Below are 21,667 nucleotides of genomic sequence, written 5' to 3'. Positions count from 1 at the left end.
GCGATCAACCTAGAAATGATCACGAAGCGTGAGGCATAGCACCGGATCGGTTTATTACCCGTTCCGAGTATCGAATTACGTTTCGTACCTTGCACATTCTCCCCCTCATCCCCAGCCCTTCTCCCCCAGGGCGGGGCGAAGGGAGCCAGAGATGCACGCTCGCTCCGCGCGACGCGCCGTCGAGGATGACATCCCCGATTCGAAACGCTGCAATCGAAATTGTGATCCGTTACAATCAATGTCTATGCACACCCAAAACGCCGCCATGGAACCTGCTCATGGGCTCCGCTCCCCGCGCTCTCGCACGGGAATAGGGAGGCACCCACCTAATCGCGGAATAGTGGGCACCCAGCTAATCGGGGCGATTAATAAGGGAATAGAAGGCACCCACCTTTTGGGGGAGTGTCCTGATTTCTCGATGGCACTGTGCTCTTAGTCCCGGTAGGGACGGCAGACAATAGCCCAGCCTTTCAAGGCTGGGTATGCGCACAATTATCGAGCCAGTCCCGGTAGGGACGAAAGAAAATACGGCTGGAAAGATGCGATCAACCTAGAAATGATCACGAAGCGTGAGGCATAGCACCGGATCGGTTTATTACCCGTTCCGAGTATCGAATTACGTTTCGTACATTGCACACTCTCCCCCTCATCCCCAGCCCTTCTCCCCCAGGGCGGGGCGAAGGGAGCCAGAGATGCACGCTCGCTCCGCGCGACGCGCCGTCGAGGATGACATCCCCGATTCGAAACGCTGCAATCGAAATTGTGATCCGTTACAATCAATGTCTATGCACACCCAAAACGCCACCGTGGAACGTGATCATGAGCTCCGCTCCCCGCACTCTCGCACGGGAGAGCCAGCCGCAGCCTTCGGTTGCACCGAAGCGACTATCGCTTCTTGGCAGTACTTCCATGTGCATTCTATCAACGCCAGCTCTGGTCCGTCCCCTGCCGAAGCCACCACTGCCACTTGGCATCACCAAGGAAACCAGCAGTATTCTGTCACCGCAATCACGACATCTACGGGAGCAGTTGCTGAAAGGTACGCCTACAGTGCGTATGGAGAGCCAACGATCCTAGATGCGAGTGGTACCGTACTGTCGAGTTCATTGATCAACAATCGCTACACCTTCACGGGCCGCGAGTGGGACGCGACCGTTGGCTTGTATCACTTTCGAGCAAGATGGATGAGTCCGAAGACGGGGAGGTTTTTGGGGAGAGATCCGATCGGGTACGAGGGAAGTGAGTGGGGGCTGTATGAGTTTCTCGAGAGTTCGTCAGTCTCACAACTTGATTCACTCGGAACAAGCTGCGAAAGCGCACGTGATGCAGCGCTTGAGTTGTGCAACGCTCGAAACATAATATGCAACCGCAACTGCGTCGCCTCAGCTCCCCCGTGGTTCGTCCGTCCAAAAGGAAGTTGGGCACACCGTAACTGGTGTGAGGGCTTATGCCAGGGCTCTTATATGTCTTGCTATTCACTCGTGGAGGCGAGCTACGCAGCTTGCGTGGCGGAGAGGAATAAGGGCATAATTTGCGGAACTTGTCTCATCGGCATTGGAGGGGTAATATGCTGCCTCGATACTCCGCTCCCAGGTCCCGCCGATTGCTTGGGAGCTCCGATTGCGGCATGTGGTGCCGCCTTGTGTACAGTAGATGAGGATTCAAATGGAAGATAGCTTTGGGGAGTGCGATAACTTTGCATCCGTTGGTAACGCTTGCCGTCTGATTGGCGAATATGCATCGAGTCTTCCAGCTGATTCAACCGAAAAACAGGACTTATTGAATTCGGTAGTTTTACTGTCTCGCCTAGCAATGATTGAACAAAGGAAGCGATTTGAACATTTTCAAAATTCGAGAAGGGGCTTCTTCGACAGCAGGAAAGAGAAATATCTGAATGACAATCCCAATTTGGCTCCTGGCTCTATCGTAACATTTGACGGAGCAAACTATGTTGTTTGTATAACTGCAGATCAAGAAAGGCAATTGGCTCGTATCGCAATTGACTAGCTGCGCGTTCACTAATAAGAACTAAACCAACTCATTAGACGAATCCGCCAATGTGCGGGTAATTCCCCCGAGTCTATCGCTCGAAGTGCCGCAAGATGGCGGCTGATGAGCCGATTGCGAACAAGATGATGCACCGAGAACATGGAACGAACTTCTTTGCACCGGAGAATCATAACTTGCGCATACGGATCATCTTCGGTGAGGTGAGTATGCCAGCGGCTGTCTGATAAACGATGGGTTGATGAGCAGGACAAGAAGATTGCATGGGCGTTTACGTCGCTTAACAATCAGCCCATAGGCGTACTCGTATGAATGCGCGAGCAATTCATAAATCAGGTTCGTTGGTGGGAGTAATCGAAAGAGCGACCCCGATTCCCTCGCATATCATTCGATGGCATGCGGTTCTTCGTCCTGGTTGGGGCGGCATAGACTCATCTAGCGCAGCGGCGCTAGGAAAAACCAAAGAGCGGGTGAAGGGATTCGAACCCTCGACTTTCAGCTTGGGAAGCTAACACTCTAGCCACTGAGTTACACCCGCATCGACGCTAAATATACCCGGTTCTCGCGTTCGCTCAAGAACCGATCTTGGGAATGGATTAAGGAAGGTTTGTGACGTTGACGAAACGGCTAGCGCGCTACGTCATGGACGGTGGCGCCGAAGGGGTCGAGGTGCCGGATGTGTAGAGACGGAGTATCGGCGGCGTAGGTCAATTCAAGCTCGAGGTAGCCTCCTGCCACTCGAAGGAATTGATGGAAATCGGGCCGGAAATCCTCTTTCTTCCATCCTCCCGCATGACGGTTGCTTATCGGCCCGACGGAGAACTCCTGCAATCCCGTTTCTGGATCGATGCTGTGGTATTGCCAGTGCCGATCACCACAGATGACCAAGCAGCCGGGAATCTTGGACAACGCCGCCCGAATCGCTTTCCCTTCCGTTGCAAATACGGAATTGGAATGGTTGTCTTTCTTGGATTCCCGATCAGGCCCCACGATGGGAGTCGGGGAGATGACGACGCGGTACTTCGCGTGCGACTCTGCTAGTGTCTCCATCAACCATCGTTTTTGTTCGACACCAAGAATCGATTTTTCATCGCTATCCGGCGCCACATTGGGGGTGCGAAAGTCGCGACCTTCCAGCATCCAAATCTGCAGATCGCGTCCCATTCGAAATGTTCGGTAAGGAGTGTCGGGCAGGCCGGTTTGGGTGCGAAAGATGCGTTGCCCGTCTTCGAATGTGAAGTCATCGGTCCACTTGGCTCGTTTTCCCGGCCAACTATCGTCGACGTAGGTGTCATGATCGTCTTTGAGAAAATACGCCGGAATGTTTCGGTGGAAATCGACGACGCTGGGCAGCCCGTAGGTTCTCTGCCAATGATAGAAGGCCAAAGGGACTGACCTGGCTAGCTTGTCGTAATACACGACGTCTCCCGCCATGAAGAAGCAATCGGTTTTGCGCTTCCGCATGGTTCGATACGCCTCGAATCCGAAGGGACCATCACGATCGTCGAACTCTTGGCACGTTCCCACGGCCAAACGAAGGGGCGCTCTCTCATCGGGGAGGGGCAATGTTTTGAATTGGCCGCTGTGCACCGAGACCGGGCCTTTCGCGGAAACGCGCGCTTCGGTTCGGACCTCATACAAGGTATTGGCGTCCAAATCGGATAGGGAGGTTAGAAGGGAATAGTCGGTTGACTCGTCGGCTTGCTGCCAAGGAGATGCGAGCCAAGTCCCTCGACCCAATGGCTTCCAACGGACTCTCATTTCGGCGGGCACGCCAGGCACACCGAATCGCAACCCTGCAATGGAGTCGGCAGGCAATATGGCTCCTTGCTGACGCTGTCCCGAGGGAGTGGTTTGGGAGAATTCGACTTGCGGTAAGTCTCCGAGGTTCGGCAAGGGCCATCGCGTCGACCGGCTCCAGACCGTCGCGCGGTGCGACCCCACTTCGACAATCTTCATCCCAGTTGATTGCTGGGGTTCGTTCGAGGGGTCGACCAGTTCAACGGGGCCTTCCTCTTCGCTACCCGTCAATTTGGTCACGGTAGTTCGATCGCCCAGCCACTCGACGATTTGACTGTACTGCCACTTGGCCGCGAAACCGGGGAAGACGCTTTGCAATCGCCAATCGTCGTTGACGTTTCGGACGACTACTTCGGGAGCTGTCGCGTTGGTGGCCTCGTTCCAAATAGCTCGCCAGGTCAAAAGCGTCGCCAAGATACCCGCACGACCATGTCCAATGATCTTCCAACTCGCCAATGTGTCTCGATTCAATTCCCGTGTTACGTCTGGTCGAGCCCAATCCCAAAATCCGCAAGCGTCGCGGAATTGAAGCTGTTCCAAGGAGTCTCCTACCAAATAAAGACGTCGATGGAACTGCGTGCGCGTTTTCACGCCAGGGAATCGCGATTCCAGGTCCGAGCCTCGTGGAAGCAAGATCCAATGGGTTGCCGTCGGAGCGGACTCCAATTCCTGTGAGATCGTTCCACTGGTCAAGATAGCCCGGATCCATTCGCTCCCAGCCGCATCGAAACCATTCTCTCGCGGCGCAGAAATACCCAGGTGCAACAAGTGGTTTTTCTCCGTCGAGGTGGTATCTTCCCCGACGCTCGCGTTGGGTTCGACACGCAGCCATTCGGCTGGCCAGCCCGATTCCTGGGAGGTGCTATAGCGAGTCCATTTCCATTTGTCTCCGGTGCCACTCTGTAGCATTTGGGCATTTTCGAAAGCCCCTTTGCGCGATTCGAACGGTTCAATCGTTTCGATCCGCTTGATCCAGGCCTTTCCTTCGCTTTCCCAATTTTCAGGTCGGGGGGAGGTGTCTTTCGATGCAAACCACTGCGCTGCTCCGGTCACTTTTTCGTCGAGAGGGAGTTCTTGGGGGAACGCTACTAGTTGATGCGGGGCGAGTTCTTTGGTGGCAGCACGATCGACGAGGATCTCCTTCCCCGTTAGGTGCAAATGGAGCCACTTGAAAGCGCCTACTTGCAGTTCCTGCGAATCCTTGTGAGGACCTGGCCCGATGAGTAGCCCATAATCTTGAGGCTTACCCACTTGGCGATACAAGGATTCGAGTTGACGATGGATTCGAATTACACCATCGAGAGGGAAGATAGAGTCGGAGTCTGTGTTGGTCAAAAGAAGCGGGCGTGGGGCGATCAAAGCTGCGAGTTTGCCGTAGTCCCAGCGGAATGTATTGACCATGTACATACAGTCGCAATGACCTTCGACGCAGCCATCGAGGACATGGTTTCGAAGATCGGTGATACCCGCGACGGGAACAACCGCGCGGATGCGTGGATCCAAGGCTGCGGCGTACCAACTGTAAGCACCTCCTCCGCTTCGACCTGTAACACCGATCCGTTCGGAGTCCATTTCGATTCGAGACTCCAAGTAATCGATCGCTCGCATACAGGTCCACGCCTCCACTCCAGCGGGCGTATATCCTTTGCTGATCCAGTCCCAGCGTCCCAGTTTATACGTCCCGTGGTGTTCTCCTTGAAACTCCCCGAGCTGTATGGTGTCGACGATCAAGCATGCCATGCCGTGGCGAGCGAACCAAATACCATGATGTTGGTAGCTCGTTTTGTTCCCGGCCAACCGTCCGAACTCATCGACTCGCGCGTGTCCGCATACATAAAGCACGACCGGCCAACCCGCGTTTGGACGTTCACCCGTCGGCAAATACAAATTGGCACCCACGAACAGTTTGGGGCTGGGTTGGAAATGAATGTTTTCGACGCGATATCCGTCTCCTTCGAGAGTTGCGGTGACTTGGGCTGCAAGCGGGGTCTTCTCCGGCCAAGGCTTGAGGCCCAGCATTTCCTGCAATTCAGCTCGCCATTTCTGCTGCAGGTCGCTCCAATTCTCACGCGTGATCTTGCTCAGGTCTTGCTCCGTTTGGGCTTCGATCTCCTCGACACGACTAGTGAGGTAGGGGGCCCAAGGGAATTCGTTCTTCTCCAAGTCCGATTGCCCGGATGCCGACGGCACGAACAAGACGATGCACCCAAGCCAGGCGGTCCAAGTCAAGAGATGCGAGGAAATAGTCCAGCAGCGAGGGCATGTGTCGTGCAGTCGTACCATGATCTTGGGGAGCTTCAAAGAGGGATAGGACGCAAGGTCACTGAGGCTGCTTGGAGGAGGCCATCGGTACTTAACTGTGGGATTCCGATTAGCGGACGATACGGATGGCGACAGGGAGGGTGGTCGGATTGCCATCCACACTGGCTTTGATATGGAAGTGGCGGACTTGCTCAGGCACGAACTTGGCCGCAGTGATAAAGACTTCGCGCGTGGATTGCCCGGCAGGTATGAGGAGCCCGTTGAGACCGATATTGTCCACGAACACGCCGTGGGGGAGGTTTCGTCCTGATTCCGCATTTCCGAACGAGATATCCCCTTCGAGTTTGCCGCGATCGATGACGAGTTTTAAGACGCCAGTCGTACCTGCTTGCAACGTAAATTCACGAATGGGTTCGGCGTCATCGGGATCGGATTTCCCAACCAACTTAAGAGGCATGGTTTCTTTGGCCACTTTTTTGACCTTCAAGGTGAGGGTTTCCGACTGCGGCTGGGGGTAGTTGGCAGAGTGGGACGTCGCCTCAAGTTGGATCGAGAACGCGTCGGGCAGTTTGGAAAACGCTTCGGGGGTCGCGGTGAAGGTGGCAACGCATCGGATTTGGTCCGATTCGACGTTTAGATCGCTGGTCATCGCGAGGCCTACCGGAAGGTCGACCGGTCGGATGTCGATGCGTTCGCGATGCCCCTCTCGTCGATTGGCAACCAGGCTGAACTCGGCTCCGCCCGAAGATCGCATGGTGATTTCGGCAGGTTCCAGTTGGAGTGAAAACTGAGGGTTGGGGCGCGTGATGACCAAACGGTATCGGTAGGCGTCCCCGAATTGCCCGCGTGCATCGCGAACGCGAATCAGGTAGCGGCCATCTTCGGGAGGGGTGAAAGTCAATTGACTGTCCTTGCCAAGACGTCGGGTCGATTCATCGTCATTCGAATAGTAGATCGGGAAGACTGGGAGTCCGTTTGGGGTGGGAGCTTCGTTCGCTTGCAATTCTCGGACAATCCAAGCGGGCTCATTGAGAGCGTGGGTCGTCGCTGTGGTGTCGAAGTAGGTCCAGCGACTGCGTTCCCCCGGGTAGACCTTGAACCCCGAGTCAGGACCACGGGGATAAAGCCATAACCGCACTACTTCGCCTGCCGCATAGAGGTATTCGTTGAGTTCCATGTCTTCCCATCGATGCATGCGGAAGTCATCTGCGATGGTGGAGTCTTTTCCGCGGAAGGTAAAGTAGGATTCGCGAAGGGCTTGCAATCGCGTGCGGAGCACCGGTTTTCCGCTCGCATCGAGAATATCCACAAAGCTATCCATCGGCGATTTTTGGGTCGCGGCTTCGATAGTGATGAGCCATGGCTCGCCCGCTTTGGCGTCCAAGGAATACCAGTCTCCAGGGGCCGCAGATCTCGCGTCCGATTCGGACAAGGCCCCTGAGACGCGGCAGGGTGGTTGGAGATGCTGGGCCGTCGCAGGGGAGCGAGTCTGAGTTACTTCCCCAAATTCGAGCACCGTTTGGCCATCACTAGGATTGCCTTTACTGGTTTTGCCTTCACTGGGATTCGAGACAGAGTGGTTCTCCGACGCGGCAGGTGGCAGAGGGGTGGTTGGATTGATCGGCTGGGATGGAGTGCTTGGTGAAACAAACTGATGCACCTTTCCGTCGATCGATGACGCGACGAATGTTTTGGCATCCTTCCAAAAGAGAGAGGTCGGAACATCGGTGATCCGTCCCGCTTCACCGAGTGGTTCGATAGTTGGCCACGTCCAAGCTTTGATCGAACGGTCTTCGCCAGCCGTCGCGATTCTGGTTCCGTCGGGAGAGAAGGCGACGGCGACCACAGCCGCTTCGTGGGCAAAGACCGAATGCAACATTGGGCTGACAGTGGGAGTGGTCAGAGATTGGATTTTCCAGACGCGGATACGCCGATCGGCACCAACCGCTAGTACCGAGTCCCCGGAGGGGGAAAAGCGAACAGCGTATTGTTCGGCTTCCCCCTGACCCATGGTATCGAGTCTTTCGCCGGAATCGACGCGCCAGAGTTTGATCGTTTCGTCAGCGCTCGCCGTCGCGATAACTTGTCCGGTGGGATCGAAGTCGACGTCGTAGACGGCTCCATTGTGGCCGGAGAAGGTTCGCACAAGCTCACCGGTGGCAACCGACCACAGGCGCACCGACTTGTCATACCCGGATGTCGCTAGCGACTGACCATCGGGGCTCCACGCGACGCCATAGATGGCATCCGAGTGACCTTCGATAGTTCGTCGATGGGTCAAGCTTCCATTTTGGAATTCTGCAATGGTGATTTGTCCTCCCAAGCCGGGGATGCCTGAGATGATTGCCACTTGCTTTCCGTCTTTGGCAAAACGCAGTTTGGTAATTCTCCCCGTGATGGGGAGAGACTGGCGTTCCATCCACTGGGATTTTTTGATGGCGACATGGTCTTGGTATCCCATGATCCAAGTATCGGAGGAGGCGGGAGCCATCGCGTAAAGGCCTGGCGGATTCGAAGCGGATGACGATCGAGGGAGATTCCAACGCTCGCGAAGAGAAAGGGATTTGGATTCGCCCAAAGCACCTTGATCGATCCAGTCGCGAAGGATTTGTTTCTCGACGTCCGTGGGTTGCGTTTCGTCGACGGGGGGCATGACAGGTTCCAATGAACCTTCGATCAGCTTCCAAAGTTTGGAATCGGCCGCGTTCTTGGGAACGATCAATCCCGCTGCCTTGTCCGACGATTGCAGGGCTTCGAGCGAGTGGAGTTGCACATCCGCTTCCGCATCGTCGTCGTTGTGGCATCCGCTGCAGTATTTGGTCAAGATCGGTTGGACTTGCCGGGAGTAATCGATGGTGGCAGCTGCCGACGGGGCAGGGGATTCCAGGCAGAAACCAACCGATGCACCAAAGTAAGCAAGCGTGAGGGCAGTGGCAAAGGAGAATCGCGTGGCAAGTCGTTTGGGTAGAACGGTAACCATAGATCGGTGGTGAAAAAGGAGGGAGTTCGGAAGCAAGTGGGAGCGCGGATTGCGGCGGGGCTGGGGGGCTAGACGCCAGTATACCACGGCGTGGGACGGGATTCTTTCCGTTGGCCAGGAAGGAATCAAATCGATTGACGGGTTGCTCGCGATTGTTTACACTTCGGGGGCTCTTGGTGGCAGATCGCTCGCAAGCGATTTTGCAAACAGGGAACTCCGGTGCGCTACGATTGATGTGGCAATTCCGGGACGGTCCGGCCGCTGTGTGCTGCCCGAAACGCGAATCGCGTTTCAAACCATCGCTCCTTCTTTGGAAGCGCCATTGCTCGAGATTGTTCGGGTGAGAAGGCAATGAGGGATGGTTGGCAGTGAGTCAGAAGACCTACTAAGAGCTAGACAGCTAAGTGCCCTCCAGGTTTGGGGCGGCTGTTGCAGCAGACTTCCTTTGCGGAACAACCCGCTGGTCCATTGTAATCCTTTAACGGCTCCAGTTCGTACTTCTTAAGTCAGGTACCTACCGTTCGATGCTGCGCGACGATTCGATCGTTCGCAGGTTGGGCTGGATGGGCATCTCGCTGTACGCATCGGGTCCATGGATGTATGCCGTCTCGTGAATAGCCCTGAACCCGCAGTGACTTCGTCCGTTTTCCCGACTCGCGTTCGACCGGTTCCGGCTGGTGCCGGCTCGAATGGTTTACGCCCTTCGGTGTCGTCCCCGTGCATTCGAGTGTGCGAGCTGAATGCCGAGGAGCAGTGTTTGGGGTGCGGTCGAACCCGCGCCGAGATCGGAGCTTGGAGTTTGGTTTCAGACCGCGTAAAGCAGTCGATCGTGGAGGCCAGTCGGGAGCGATTGGCAAGCTTGTTGAGCAATGGTGCCCATCGAAGCGGAGAAGGCCAGCCCGGCGGTGGAGCCAAGTCTGGATTTACGCTCGTTGAGTTATTGGTGGTGATTTCCATTATCGGCGTCTTGGTCGCATTGCTCTTGCCTGCCGTGCAAGCGGCGAGGGAGGCCGCGCGTCGGCTTCAGTGCGTCAACAACTTGAAGCAGATGGGGATCGGTTTCCATAACTACCACAGTCTTTACAACAGGTTTCCCTTTGGAGGGGCCGGTTCCGTGAGCGAGACTTCGGCCGCGATTCGTGCTCGTTGGAGGCCGAGTTGGGGGACGGTGTTGTTGCCTTTCATCGAGCAGCAAGCCATTTACGAGGAGATGGATCTTCGGCTCCCTTATATCGATCCTGTGAATCATGTGGCGGGTGCAAGGACTATCCCCATTTACCTTTGTCCGTCGGCGCCGAAGACGGTGATGGCACGTCCCAATGGAGATACGCCCAATTCGACGGTTCTCTTTGGGCGAACGGATTATGGCGGCAATTATGGAGAGCGCGGACTGCGATGCTACCCAAATTTGAATTGTCAAAACAACTATAGCGAGCAAGGAGATTTGTCTGGTGGTGGACGGGGCGTGCTTTTGTTCGGAAGCGAGCGTCAGATCGGATTGGTCGACATCACCGACGGGTCATCCAATACGGTCGTGTTGGGGGAGGCACCGGAGGGGCTGCATTCGATTTGGGTTGGGCACCGAAACCTCTTTGATCAAAGCACGCCGATCAACACCCGAACGGCGAACAGCTCCAGGTGGCCATCATGTCACACGGTGTTCAAGAGCCGGCAAGGTAACTTCTGCGATTTTGGTCAGGAGTTTCATAGCTATCACACCGGCGGTTCTCTTTTTCTGTTTGGGGATGGTTCTGCTCGCTTTGTCGAGGAGCAGACCGAACCGCAAGTACTCGCTGCCCTCCTTTCGCGTCGGGGTGGGGAAGTCGTGACCGACTAGTTTATTCTCGACCAAGCTAATCACCTGTGGATTTGTTGCGCCTTACTTCTCGGTCGCGACTTTCGGACCGAGTGCGCCTTTCCACGTTACTCGCATTGATCCCTATTCTCGTAAGGACTTACACCATGAAGATTTCCATTTCCATATTGTTGCTCGCGATCACTTTTATCTTGGCCCCTTCTTACGCGTTATCGCAGACCACGGTTACGTTCGATGAGTTTCAACTTTCCCCTAATAGTTATTACAACGGGTCGGATGGTGCGGGGGGGTGGAGCAGTCAAGGAGTTTCTTTTAGCAATTCGTACAACGCGAGTTGGGGAAGCTGGAGCGGTTGGTCGTATAGCAACGTAGTCGATACCACGACTGTAGGGTTCACCAACCAGTATGCGTCCTATGCAGGGGGCGGGGCCAATGGCGTAGGTGGCGTTGCGATCGGCCAGAACTATGCGATCGCCACGGGTTCGAGGGCCACGATCAATCTACCTACCATTTCACTTCTGCAATCTGTCGATATCACAAACTCCACTTACGCAGCGCTGTCGATGGCCAATGGCGATCAATTCGCGAAGAAGTTTGGGGGGGTGACTGGGAACGACTCCGATTGGTTCCAAGTCACCCTCAGGGGATATGACGGGCTCGATGCGACGGGGAATCAAACAGGATCGGTGACGGTGGATCTGGCCGACTATCGATTCGCGAACAACGCGCAAGACTATATTTTGGACGATTGGCGTACCATCGATTTGTCGATTCTATCCGGAGTCCGATCCGTCCGTTTAGAGTTTGCTTCCTCGGATGTTGGGTTGTATGGCATGAATACTCCCGCCTACGTCGCCATGGACAATCTGCGATTCAGCGCCGTACCCGAGCCAACCAGTTTTGCGCTTTGCGGTGCGATTGCGATCGCTGGATGGGGAGTTCGACGTTGGCGCACTGGGAAGCAGTGCGGCTCCGATGGTGATGCTACCTAACGAAGTTCACGTCCGCTTGAACATTTTATCGAGTTGCTCGCGTGAGAAAAACAGTGCGGTCGGTCGTCCGTGCGGGCAATGGTGGGTGTCGTGATAGAGGTGGCGTTGGGATAGGAGCGACGAAATCTCGTCGCTGGTAAGCCGGTCACCTGCCTTGATTGCCGCTTTGCAAGCCACCATGTTCATGAGTTCGTCGAGCAAGTTTCGGACGTCGGGTTTCTTTCCGCCGCTCATGAGCGGGTCGAGCACTTGACGCAGCATTTCGCCCGGTGAGATTCCTTGTAGCATGGCTGGGTACGAGGACACGAGGAGGGTGTCCCCTCCGAAAGGCTCAATGTCGATGCCGATTTCCCGCAGAACATCTTGGAATTCCAACGCCATCGCCGTCTCGGCGGCAGAGAGGGTGATCGTTTCGGGGACCAGCAATCTTTGGACATCCAGCGTCTTGGCTAAGACTTTATTCTTGATTTGCTCGTACAAGATACGTTCGTGAAGGGCGTGCTGATCGATGATCACCATGCCTTGCTCGTCCTCGGTGATCAGGTAGCGATTGTGAATTTGGAACCCGATGTTTGCTTTCGTTCCGTCAATCGAGGACTTGTCGATCCCACTGTTCGCGTAGGAGGGTGCGAGAGGGGCGTCGGAATCGATCGCTTCGGTCTCGTCATCCATCAACGCGACAGGACGATCGGCAGACCAGACCACCGCGGTGGGAGGTAGATCCGATCCGGTCGGCGATGTCGACCAGGGCGTCGGTGCAACGGTGGGTAATGAAGGACCAAAGAAGGGATCGTCGAGGGATTGCCCTCGGGAGGTGGGAGAGAAAGGACGAAATTCGGGCAAGCGGCTTGGGAGAGCGTTGGTAGTCGTTTTGGCCCAATCTAGGAGTTCGTTGGGATTGGGGATTCCACGTCCGGCAGCGAGGGGGACAGGCAGGCTGCTTGCTGCCGTGGAGTCCACTTGATGGGAGGTGGAATCGGAGGTCCTGACGCGGGCGACCAAATCGCTATTGAGGAATTTAGTGCGCAGGCCGGAGAGGAGGCGGCTATAGATGGCGCCGCTATCTTCGAAGCGAACTTCGACTTTGGTGGGGTGGACGTTGACATCGACGGTTTTAGGGTCGATATCGATGTGCAAGAAACAGACTGGCATTCGGCCGACCATAAGGAGTCCGCGATAGGCTTCTCCGAGGGAGTGTTGAAGCGCTCGGTCTCGAATGTAACGACCGTTCAAGAAGAGGTACTGCATACGGTTATTGCTGCGAGAAACCGATGGATCTGCGACGTAACCTCGAATCGAGACGCGTTCATCTTTTTGGTCGATGGAGATCAAGGCATCGGCAACTTCGTCGCCAAAGAATTTTCGGATCCGTTCGGACCAGCGTTCGGTTGGCGGCAGATCGTAGAGGGTACGAGAACCGTTGTTTAGCACGAGATGGACATGCGGGTAGGCCAAGGCGATGCGGGTGAAGGCTTCGACGACGTGCCCCATTTCCGTCTGTGCGCTTTTCATGAACTTGCGACGGACAGGGGTGTTGAAAAATAAGTGCCGGATCTCGATGGTGGTTCCGATCGGTCCCGAAGTCGGTTGAACGGGTTCCGCTTCTCCACCCTTGACGCTGAGAATGGACGCGCAGTCACTATCGGTCGTGCGGCTTCGAATCGACATATGGCTGATTTCTGCGATCGAGGCCAATGCTTCTCCGCGAAATCCTAGGGTTCGCACATCGAAGAGATCGTCATCATGAGGCAGTTTGCTCGTTGCGTGGGGGGCGATGGCCAAGGGGAGTTGTTCTGGAGCGATTCCGCAACCGTTATCGGTGATGCGGATCAAGTCAATTCCGCCACCTTCGATCGAGACCTCGACCGAGCCCGCACCGGCATCGATGCTGTTTTCCAGCAGTTCCTTGACGACGCTCGCAGGTCTTTCGATGACTTCGCCTGCAGCGATTTTATTGACCAGCCCGACGGGGAGCTTTCGTATCGTTGGCATGGCGTGTTTTCCCTTAGGCGTGCGAGTTTCTGGTGTTTGCGTCTATTTCATAGAGTACCGAAGCGGGTTCAAACGGGAAACCTTCGGTGGTTCCAAGAACCGGGCCACCTCCTCTTTGGGAGCGTCGCAACTAGAACTATACTAAGAGCTGGCCTAGGCCTCCTTTCCCCTCCCCCCTTCCCACCACGGGTCTCTCCAAAACCCCCCGGGCATTCACGCCTAGTCCCGTATTTACCAGGGCTAATCCATTGCTAGCTAATAAGGATCCGTTTATGAAATCTCGATCGCAACTGCGTTGGGCTTTGCACGCCGCACTCGCCGTATCGGCCTTGTCGTCGGTGGGCATGGCGCAAGAAAAAAACTCGGCACCGTCATCTTCTCCCAATCCATCCCCTGCGTCGAAACAAATCGTGCCAAGCACTCCATCGCAAACTGCTGCGGTCCCCATCGAATCGATTTACGAGCCTCGCGAGTATGTGGGTGCGAGCAATCAGACTCTTAAGTACCGACTGATGAAGCCCTATCAGTACAGCTTTGGCAAAAAGTATCCGCTCGTCGTTTTCTTGCACGGAGCGGGTGAACGCGGCGATGACAATGTCAGTACTCTCAAGCATGGTGCCAAGGACTTTGCCGACGAAGCCCGTCGCAAAGAGTTCCCAGCGTATGTCCTGATCCCGCAGTGCCCCAAAGACAAGAAGTGGTCGGAGGTGGATTGGAGCAAGCCTTCGAGCGAGCTACCCGATCAAGCCAGCGACTCGATGCAGCTTTTGAAGGAGCTGGTGGACGAGATGGTCGAGAACGCGGGGGTCGACACCGAACGGATCTATATCACAGGACTATCCATGGGTGGGTATGGAACTTGGGATGCTATCGCTCGTTATCCCAACTTTTTCGCAGCCGCCGCACCGATATGTGGTGGCGGTGATCCCAAAACGGTCGAGCGGTTTCGCAACTTGCCGATTTGGTGTTTCCATGGTGCGAAAGATCCGGTTGTGAAAGTGATTCGATCGCAGGAGATGATCGAGGCATTGAAAAAGGTAGGGGGCAATCCTCGATACACCGAGTACCCTGACTTGCAGCACGATAGTTGGACCGTCACCTACAAAAACCCTGAGTTCTACACTTGGTTGTTCGCCCAACGGAAATCGAACGTTTCGGAATAAGAATAAACTGAACATGGCATATCCATCGAATCATTCCCCGGCGAGTCAAAACCATCGGTTTGCAATCCGGTGCGCGCTGCTTTTTGCGGCACTCGTCTCGTTGCACTTCGCGATTCCCACCAGCGGGGTTTCTCAAGATCCCCCCGACGCGTCGACGGCCGAGCCCGTACCGGCCGGAACTACCGAGCCTCAGCAGGAGACGGAACCCAAGAAGGGGATCGTCGATTTTGCGAAGGATATTGCGCCGCTTTTGAAGTCCGAATGTTTTTCGTGTCATCAAGGGGAGAAGGCGAAGGGAGGGTTCGAAGTTGGCGATCGGGAAGCCGTGTTGGGTTACATAGAGCCTGGGGACGCTTCGGCCAGTTCGCTCTGGACCGACTACTTGATCCAGCCATCCAAGACAATCGATACTGAGAGTTTGGTCATGCCGCCTGACGGGCCCATGGCTCCGCAGAAATTGGCGCTGCTCAAGCTTTGGATCGACGAAGGAGCGATTTGGCCCGACGGGGTAACATTGGGAGTCGCGACCGACGCGGCTTCACCGGTCGCTCCCGTGGCGCCGGTCGTGGGCGGATCGTTTTGGCAAAGAAGCTATCGTGCGATAGGGTATTTTCATCCCGCGGTCGTACACTTTCCCATCGCACTTTTTATTGTCGCAGGTGTCTGCTCGTTCCTGTCGTATTTCCTTGGCAAACGCTGCGAAAGCATGGCTTTTCATTGCTTGTGGATCGCCACGCTCTCCACGATCGCGGCGGTCGTGATGGGCTGGTCTTTTGCGGACCAGCGCGGCTACCCTGCGTGGAATCAATCGCTCGGGCGAAACGCGTCGCACGAAGAGATGACCTTGTTCTACCACCGGTGGGTAGGAAGTCTGATGCTCCTGTTGAGTTTGGTCGTCGTCATCATCGGCCTTTTCTCGGGGCGAGGTGAATCCACCCGATTGCGGAATTTCTGGAAAGTCGGCGCGATGCTCTTGGCCCTGATGGTGAGCATTGTGGGACACCAGGGTGGAGAGTTGGTGTACGGAGAGATCTTTGACAAAGCGATGGAGCAATTCAGCAAGTAGTTTGCTCTAACGACGGACATCGCGATTCGCGTACGCGGAGGCTTGGGCAACGAAATCCAAGCCCGCGAACTCGATCCAGCGTGCCTCCAGTTCCTTCCACTTCGCTACTCCCTGTTTGGACCCAAGAGATTCTCCGTTCCAGCGTCCGATGGGCCATATCAAGCCGGTCGATCCCAGCATGATCGCCGCGTCCGCCCGTTGAAGGTCGTGAGGGGTAAGCGACTTTTTCACGACGGCTTCCCCAGACTCTGCCAGGATGCGAATGGTTTTGGCGAGGGTTGTCCCAGGATGGCACTCGCTATCGAGCGGCGTGGTCCAACCCGATTCCTCACTCCATAAAGCGATATTGGCCAGGGAGGTATCAGCCAGGGTTCCTCGGTTGGTTTGCAGCAGCGCTATAGCGTCTGGTTCTTTCGCTTTGGCTTGCTGATCCGCAATCCAGTAAGGGAGCCGGCTTCGGTGTTTGATGGCGACCGGTATGCAATCCGCTGAGGGAGCCCGAATCGATACCGAACAAAGCGATGCACCTTCACGATACCAATGGTCCAGTCGCGCGAAGGGGATGGGGAGGAGATACCCCATGGCTTCCCAACCGGTGGCGGTGGGTGAAAAGAGAGCGACAACGCTGGCATCCCCGGAATCGGCAAGGAGATTGCGATTCGCGTTCAGGAGAGATTCGACGAGTTGGTCGAAAGTCTCGAGGATAGGTTGGGAAGACCATCCAAAATATTCCGCACCGAGTCGCAGTCGAATGCGATGTTCTGTGAGGGGCAGCGCCTTCCCGCGGAGGGTTCGGAATCGTTCGACGAGGAAGGCACCCCAGATGGGCCCTGTGTCGGAGAGTGACCAAACGGGAGCGTGCGGATCGAATTCGCGCAATGCGCGGTCTTCACTGACGCAGCGGAATGCCGAGCTATCGGCTAACAGTGTCACAGATCCGTTGGCCAAGATCGTCCGTGTTCCAAAGTAAGGTATCGATCATGATTTGAAAGTAGGGGCATTCACCCAGGTAGCTTTTTTCGCTGTGGGTGCTACCGATCGCGCGGCTGCAATCGTATTGTTTGACCAAGAGGCCTTGGCCCCCGTTTGAAGTAGGGGTCCCGGTGACGTTGAAGGTGGATGTTGCATCGGTGAGTCCTTCGAAACCGGCAAAACCGCCCGCGATGGGGCGAGTCAGTCGATCGATAAATCGAAAGCGTCGCAGTACAGGATCTTTTGAATTGTACATGTTGATGAAGTGGGAGACTTGACTGAGGGCCAGTTGGTGTCTGCCGCAGTCGTCCAACCAAGTCTTGTCGATGGCCGGTGCAATCAACCCAACGCGATAGGGAAAGAGGCGTGGGGAGTCCGGTTGGCTCATAGAGAGGGAAGGGATGCTTCCTCCTGCGTCGAGATGCAAAGCTCCGGTCGCGGTTCGTGCACCGAACGAGAAAGCCAGGATACTCACTCGCGACTGAGAGCGTAGCTGTCGCAGTATCCATGCCAAGTACAAAGCTTGGTCCTCCGCAGACTCTGCATTCTCATAGACATCGCGAATCGGACGGGATTCTCGTTGGCTAGGCCATGAGAACAAAAGCAGTCGATAGTCTTCTCTGGCATTTCGTTTGAGGTAGGCGTCGATAATGCGGACGCGCTCGAGCGTATTGTTTCTCTCCATGAAATTGCCATGCACATACACGATGGTCGGCTTGTCTGGCAGCGGTGCATCGACTTGTCCGAGTGCAGCATGGAGCGTGGATCGTTCCCAACAATTCCCCGTCCAAGCGTTGACTTGGAAAGGGGGTAAGTCTTCGCGGATGGTGCAGAAACGATCGGGCAAGTGCCTCGTCGAAAGTTCGTAGATTTCTGATTGGGGGGAGCATCGAACGGAGATCGGCTCATCGGTGAGTTCGATGTCTGCCTGGGTGTTGGCAAGGTCGTTTGCTCGAACATCCGTATGGAGATTGACTCCGATAGAAAGAAGCAGTGGGTTAAGGAGAAGGAGCGGTAGCAGGGATGCGAGCGAGCGCAAGCTCGATGTGTGGCATCCCTTGTTATTACCAGACTCGCGATTGCATGGCAGCCAATCCATGATCCTGACCCGTCTACGGAGGTTCGAACGTGAAGCAGTGCGAAACTCTAGCACTTGAACTGGATTGGGAGGGTTAGGAAATCTGGAATAAATTCGAAAATTCCGGCGGCTCAATTTGCCTTGTAGAAACGGCGACGTAGAGTTGTTCGCTTTTTCGTGTACCAGGTTGGACACAATCGAATTGAGGATAAAGGGAATGAAGAAACTTACCATACTCTACGCCGCTTTCATTATGGCGTTTGCTGGATGCACGACGGGCCAAGGCTGGCGTCCGAATATTCTGACCCGTCTTCACAATCGGATTCATGGTCCCGCGAATTACGGTGAACCATGTGATCTTGGATGCGCACCGGCGGCTCCTGCACCGGGATGCACCACATGCGGAAACGGCGTTGCATCCGGATACGGGGCTTACGAGACCGATTATGTCGGAGAACCGATTTCAATTGGCAGTGCTCCATCGACCTATGCAACCAGCCCTTCGGCAGGTGAAGTGGTTCGCCCCATGCCAGCGCCTCAGCGCTAAGCATTACGCCCGATCGATGGGTCTTTGGGATTGGCGGCGATTGCGGTAAACTGGGCAAATCGGTGGGAGTGTCCCACCGCTGAAAACCCCCATCGGACGATGGTGTTTTCGATTCGCCCGAACCGTCGATTCCCTGCATGGATTGGTGATGAGCAACACCGTCAACTTGGACCTGCAAGAGGCATTGCACCAGTTCGGCATGGCGGAATTCCGGCGAGGCCAGCGCGAGGTCATCGACCACGTCATCGCTGGTAACGATTGCTTGTGTGTTATGCCGACGGGTGGTGGCAAAAGTCTCTGCTACCAGTTACCCAGCCTTGTCCGCACCGGGTTGACCATTGTCGTCTCCCCCCTCATTGCCTTGATGAAAGATCAAGTCGACGGGCTGACCAAACGGGGCATCACGGCGACCCTGATCAATAGCACGCTGAGCCCCTCGGAGCAAGCCTACCGATTGGAGAGGGTTGCCGGTGGGCATTATCGGCTTCTTTATGTAGCGCCGGAGCGGCTTCGCAATCCTACCTTTCTTGACGCAATCCGGTCGACTCCGGTGCAGCTGCTTGCTATTGACGAAGCCCATTGCATCAGCGAGTGGGGGCACGACTTTCGCCCCGATTACCAGCGTGTGGGCAAGTTTCGTGAGTTTCTCGGCGGGGTCCAGACAATTGCATTGACGGCCACTGCGACGCCGAGAGTTCGTCAAGATATCGTAGCCTCGCTCAAGCTAAAGGTCGCGAAGCATTTCGTCACGGGTTTTGCACGCGACAATCTATTTCTTGGAGTGGTGACCGTCCACAGCGACCGGGAGAAAGACAAAAAGCTTCTGGAGTTCCTCGAGACGAGTCCGGGCAGTGGGATTATCTATGCCGCGACGCGCAAGCGATGCGAGTCGCTCGTGGAGTTGTTAGCCAAAGAGCGAAAGATGAGCGTGGGGGCGTACCATGCCGGATTGGCGCCCGAGCAGCGAAAATTGGTGCAAGATCAGTTCATGCGAGGAGAGTTGGAGGCTATTGTCGCCACGAACGCCTTTGGGATGGGGATCGACAAATCGGACTTGCGATATGTCGTCCACTACAACATGCCCGGGACATTGGAGGCTTACTATCAAGAAGCAGGGCGGGCGGGCCGAGATGGCCACTCCTCGCAATGCGTCCTTCTCTATAGCGCCCAAGACCGATACATCCAAGAATTCTTTATTGAGAATGCCAATCCTTCCCGCGAGGTGCTTCAGTCGGTGTACGAGTTCTTGCTCCAGCGCGAGGAGGATCCGATCGAACTGACGGCGGAGCAGATCAAGGAGTTGATGAATGCGCCGACGACTTCGGAAGCGGTGAATTCCGCGTTGCAGATCTTGGCGAGGACCGATGTGCTGGAGCGATTGGAGGTCGCAGGTGGATTGGCGATGGTTCGTATCCAAAGCCAGTTACCGACCTTGGTCGACCTTTTGCCTCGAGATGCGACGGTGAAACGGAGTGTTCTCCGCGCGATCGAAAAGGCGGTCGGCGATCGACGCGATGAAGCGGTGTACATCAATCCTCGCTGGCTGATGAATCAGTTGCAGATGGAACGGGATACTCTTTCCAGGCATCTGCGAGATCTCTGTTCTCTGCCGGGATTCGAGTATGTTCCTCCGTTTCGAGGGCGAGCGATTCACTTTCGAAAGAGAGATGTTCCGTTCGATCAATTGCGCATCGATCACGCTTCCCTCGATGCACGCAAGAAATCGGATTACGAGAAACTCGATCAAATGGTCGCCTTTGCCCAATGCCGCAGCTGTCGGCAGAAGGCGATTCTTCAGTACTTTGGAGATATGTCTGCCGCGAATTGCAATATCTGCGATCGCTGTCAAGGCAAAGCGGGGTGGCCGAAGATCCCTGTGGATCGACTGGCCCCAAAGCCGGTCAAGCCAAGCGAGCCGGTCAAACACTTGGACATCGCAGCGGCTACGACAAATGGCATTTCATCGAAGGAGACAGCGGCTAGCCTGGGTCCTGCCGATCGGGGGGATGGTGGCGTCGATAAAAAGGTACCCAAGCCACGAGCGGAGAAGGTAAGCAAGAAAGCGAAGGTCTCGGCAGGGGAAGTCGTGCCGTCGCCCACAGAACAAGAAGATGCGCGGGAGTTGTTGCGCAAGCTAGTTGGTGCGATCGAACGAACCCATGGGTATCTGAGTAAAACCATCCTCGCTCAGTTTTTCTCCGGTATTGATAATCGTGCCATCCAAGGCCTTCGGTTGCAGCGACTACCCGAGTTTGGGTTGTTGGCGAATTGGAAGAAGAGCCATGTATCGAGCTTTTTGGATCTGCTTTTGGACAAGTCGGTATTGCTGTTGACCGAGTTGAGGGCGGGTAAGGTGACGGTGTCGGTGAGCCCATCTGGATTGGAAATGCTTCATGGTATCGGGGTTTGGCCAGACGAAATCGTCCATCCCTGCGCTCGATATCAATCTCAATCTGCCGTGTCGCTGGCGAAACCGATGCCCGCAGAAATCGATGCGACAGAAATCGATGCGGCGGATCTAGCGGAAAATGGTTGTGCAAACGAATCGATTCAGGACGTCATGCCGTTGCACCCATCCGATTCGGTGGATTCGATAGTGACCAAGCCCGTGGAAGTCGTATCGCCACAAGTTCCAGCTGGTTCGGACAAGGTGGCGTTGCCGGACTGCGAACTTCGGGATGCGCTCCAGGTGCGAGATCCGATGATTGGAACGTTCCAAGATTGGCAGTGGTCGGTGCGCTTGGCCAAACATGGATATCGATTGGGGGAGATCGCGCTTATACGCGGCAAGCAGCCGGATCAGATCTTGGGAGATTTATGCGATGCTCTCGATGTGGGAGAGCGAATCCCCATCGAGCAGTTGTTTGATAAGCGTACTCAGATCGCGATTCGAGAAGTCGATGGGCGCGCCGTCGTTCCACCCCTTGCCTTCGCCTCCTTTCCCAGGCTCTGGGAGTTTGCCAAGCGCTGGAAGACTGAGTAACGCGTTTGC

At 55.5% G+C, this 21,667-nt stretch carries 14 protein-coding genes, 1 tRNA gene and 1 riboswitch; of the genes, 9 read left to right on the top strand and 6 right to left on the bottom strand.

The annotated features are described in order from the left end of the window. Window positions 1-692 precede the first annotated feature (692 nt). From VN12_RS26755 to VN12_RS26595, 3 genes are all read left to right on the top strand, one after another. On the top strand, window positions 693-1,676 hold the full coding sequence (locus tag VN12_RS26755; protein WP_146675761.1) for an RHS repeat domain-containing protein: 984 nt from the start codon (window positions 693-695) through the stop codon (window positions 1,674-1,676). Further along, a complete protein-coding gene (locus tag VN12_RS04830) occupies window positions 1,666-2,007 on the top strand; it encodes a hypothetical protein (RefSeq protein ID WP_146675760.1) in 342 nt (113 codons plus the stop codon). Before VN12_RS26755 ends, VN12_RS04830 begins: the two co-directional genes overlap by 11 nt. A gap of 95 nt (window positions 2,008-2,102) precedes the next feature. Further along, entirely contained in the window at window positions 2,103-2,234 is a 132-nt protein-coding gene (locus tag VN12_RS26595; RefSeq protein WP_256388118.1) for a hypothetical protein, read from the top strand. A 238-nt stretch (window positions 2,235-2,472) separates the two neighbouring features. Here the strand turns inward: VN12_RS26595 and VN12_RS04825 are convergent. From VN12_RS04825 to VN12_RS04815, 3 genes are all read right to left on the bottom strand, one after another. Next, window positions 2,473-2,545: transfer RNA gene (locus VN12_RS04825), tRNA-Gly, on the bottom strand. Between the two features lie 89 nt (window positions 2,546-2,634). Continuing rightward, window positions 2,635-6,090, bottom strand: a complete 3,456-nt coding sequence (locus VN12_RS04820) for an alkaline phosphatase D family protein (RefSeq protein ID WP_168164224.1) — start codon at window positions 6,088-6,090, stop codon at window positions 2,635-2,637. A gap of 88 nt (window positions 6,091-6,178) precedes the next feature. Then, the gene (locus tag VN12_RS04815; protein WP_146675758.1) at window positions 6,179-9,049 is read right to left on the bottom strand and encodes a c-type cytochrome domain-containing protein; all 2,871 of its coding nucleotides are present in this window, start codon (window positions 9,047-9,049) and stop codon (window positions 6,179-6,181) included. Window positions 9,050-9,206: 157 nt separating this feature from the next. After that, window positions 9,207-9,454, top strand: a riboswitch (cobalamin riboswitch). 205 nt (window positions 9,455-9,659) lie between these two features. Here VN12_RS04815 and VN12_RS04810 point away from each other — a divergent pair. Continuing rightward, a complete protein-coding gene (locus VN12_RS04810; protein ID WP_205855191.1) occupies window positions 9,660-10,886 on the top strand; it encodes a DUF1559 domain-containing protein in 1,227 nt (408 codons plus the stop codon). 125 nt (window positions 10,887-11,011) lie between these two features. After that, window positions 11,012-11,857 carry a DUF4465 domain-containing protein gene (locus VN12_RS04805; RefSeq protein ID WP_146675756.1) on the top strand — a complete coding sequence of 282 codons (846 nt, stop codon included), beginning with the start codon at window positions 11,012-11,014 and terminating at the stop codon, window positions 11,855-11,857. A gap of 6 nt (window positions 11,858-11,863) precedes the next feature. On the opposite strand, the gene mutL is transcribed toward VN12_RS04805, so the two are convergent. After that, entirely contained in the window at window positions 11,864-13,849 is a 1,986-nt protein-coding gene (mutL, locus tag VN12_RS04800; protein ID WP_146675755.1) for a DNA mismatch repair endonuclease MutL, read from the bottom strand. A 272-nt stretch (window positions 13,850-14,121) separates the two neighbouring features. Here mutL and VN12_RS04795 point away from each other — a divergent pair, with 272 nt between their 5' ends. Next, a complete protein-coding gene (locus VN12_RS04795; RefSeq protein ID WP_146675754.1) occupies window positions 14,122-15,012 on the top strand; it encodes a prolyl oligopeptidase family serine peptidase in 891 nt (296 codons plus the stop codon). A gap of 13 nt (window positions 15,013-15,025) precedes the next feature. Further along, a complete protein-coding gene (locus tag VN12_RS04790) occupies window positions 15,026-16,078 on the top strand; it encodes a DUF2231 domain-containing protein (RefSeq protein WP_146675753.1) in 1,053 nt (350 codons plus the stop codon). 6 nt (window positions 16,079-16,084) lie between these two features. On the opposite strand, the gene VN12_RS04785 is transcribed toward VN12_RS04790, so the two are convergent. Together VN12_RS04785 and VN12_RS04780 are read right to left on the bottom strand one after the other, a co-directional pair. Beyond that, the gene (locus VN12_RS04785) at window positions 16,085-17,026 is read right to left on the bottom strand and encodes an aminotransferase class IV (RefSeq protein WP_168164223.1); all 942 of its coding nucleotides are present in this window, start codon (window positions 17,024-17,026) and stop codon (window positions 16,085-16,087) included. Then, window positions 16,992-18,149 carry an alpha/beta fold hydrolase gene (locus VN12_RS04780; protein ID WP_168164222.1) on the bottom strand — a complete coding sequence of 386 codons (1,158 nt, stop codon included), beginning with the start codon at window positions 18,147-18,149 and terminating at the stop codon, window positions 16,992-16,994. Before VN12_RS04780 ends, VN12_RS04785 begins: the two co-directional genes overlap by 35 nt. A 196-nt stretch (window positions 18,150-18,345) precedes the next feature. Between VN12_RS04780 and VN12_RS04775 the strand changes: the two genes are divergently transcribed. Together VN12_RS04775 and VN12_RS04770 are read left to right on the top strand one after the other, a co-directional pair. Beyond that, window positions 18,346-18,675 carry a hypothetical protein gene (locus tag VN12_RS04775; protein ID WP_146675750.1) on the top strand — a complete coding sequence of 110 codons (330 nt, stop codon included), beginning with the start codon at window positions 18,346-18,348 and terminating at the stop codon, window positions 18,673-18,675. A 148-nt stretch (window positions 18,676-18,823) separates the two neighbouring features. Beyond that, the gene (locus VN12_RS04770) at window positions 18,824-21,658 is read left to right on the top strand and encodes a RecQ family ATP-dependent DNA helicase (protein WP_146675749.1); all 2,835 of its coding nucleotides are present in this window, start codon (window positions 18,824-18,826) and stop codon (window positions 21,656-21,658) included. Window positions 21,659-21,667: the final 9 nt, after the last annotated feature.

It is taken from the genome of Pirellula sp. SH-Sr6A, from assembly GCF_001610875.1.
In the GTDB taxonomy this organism is placed as follows: domain Bacteria; phylum Planctomycetota; class Planctomycetia; order Pirellulales; family Pirellulaceae; genus JBKCUI01.
This window is presented reverse-complemented; position numbering and strand designations above follow the sequence as displayed.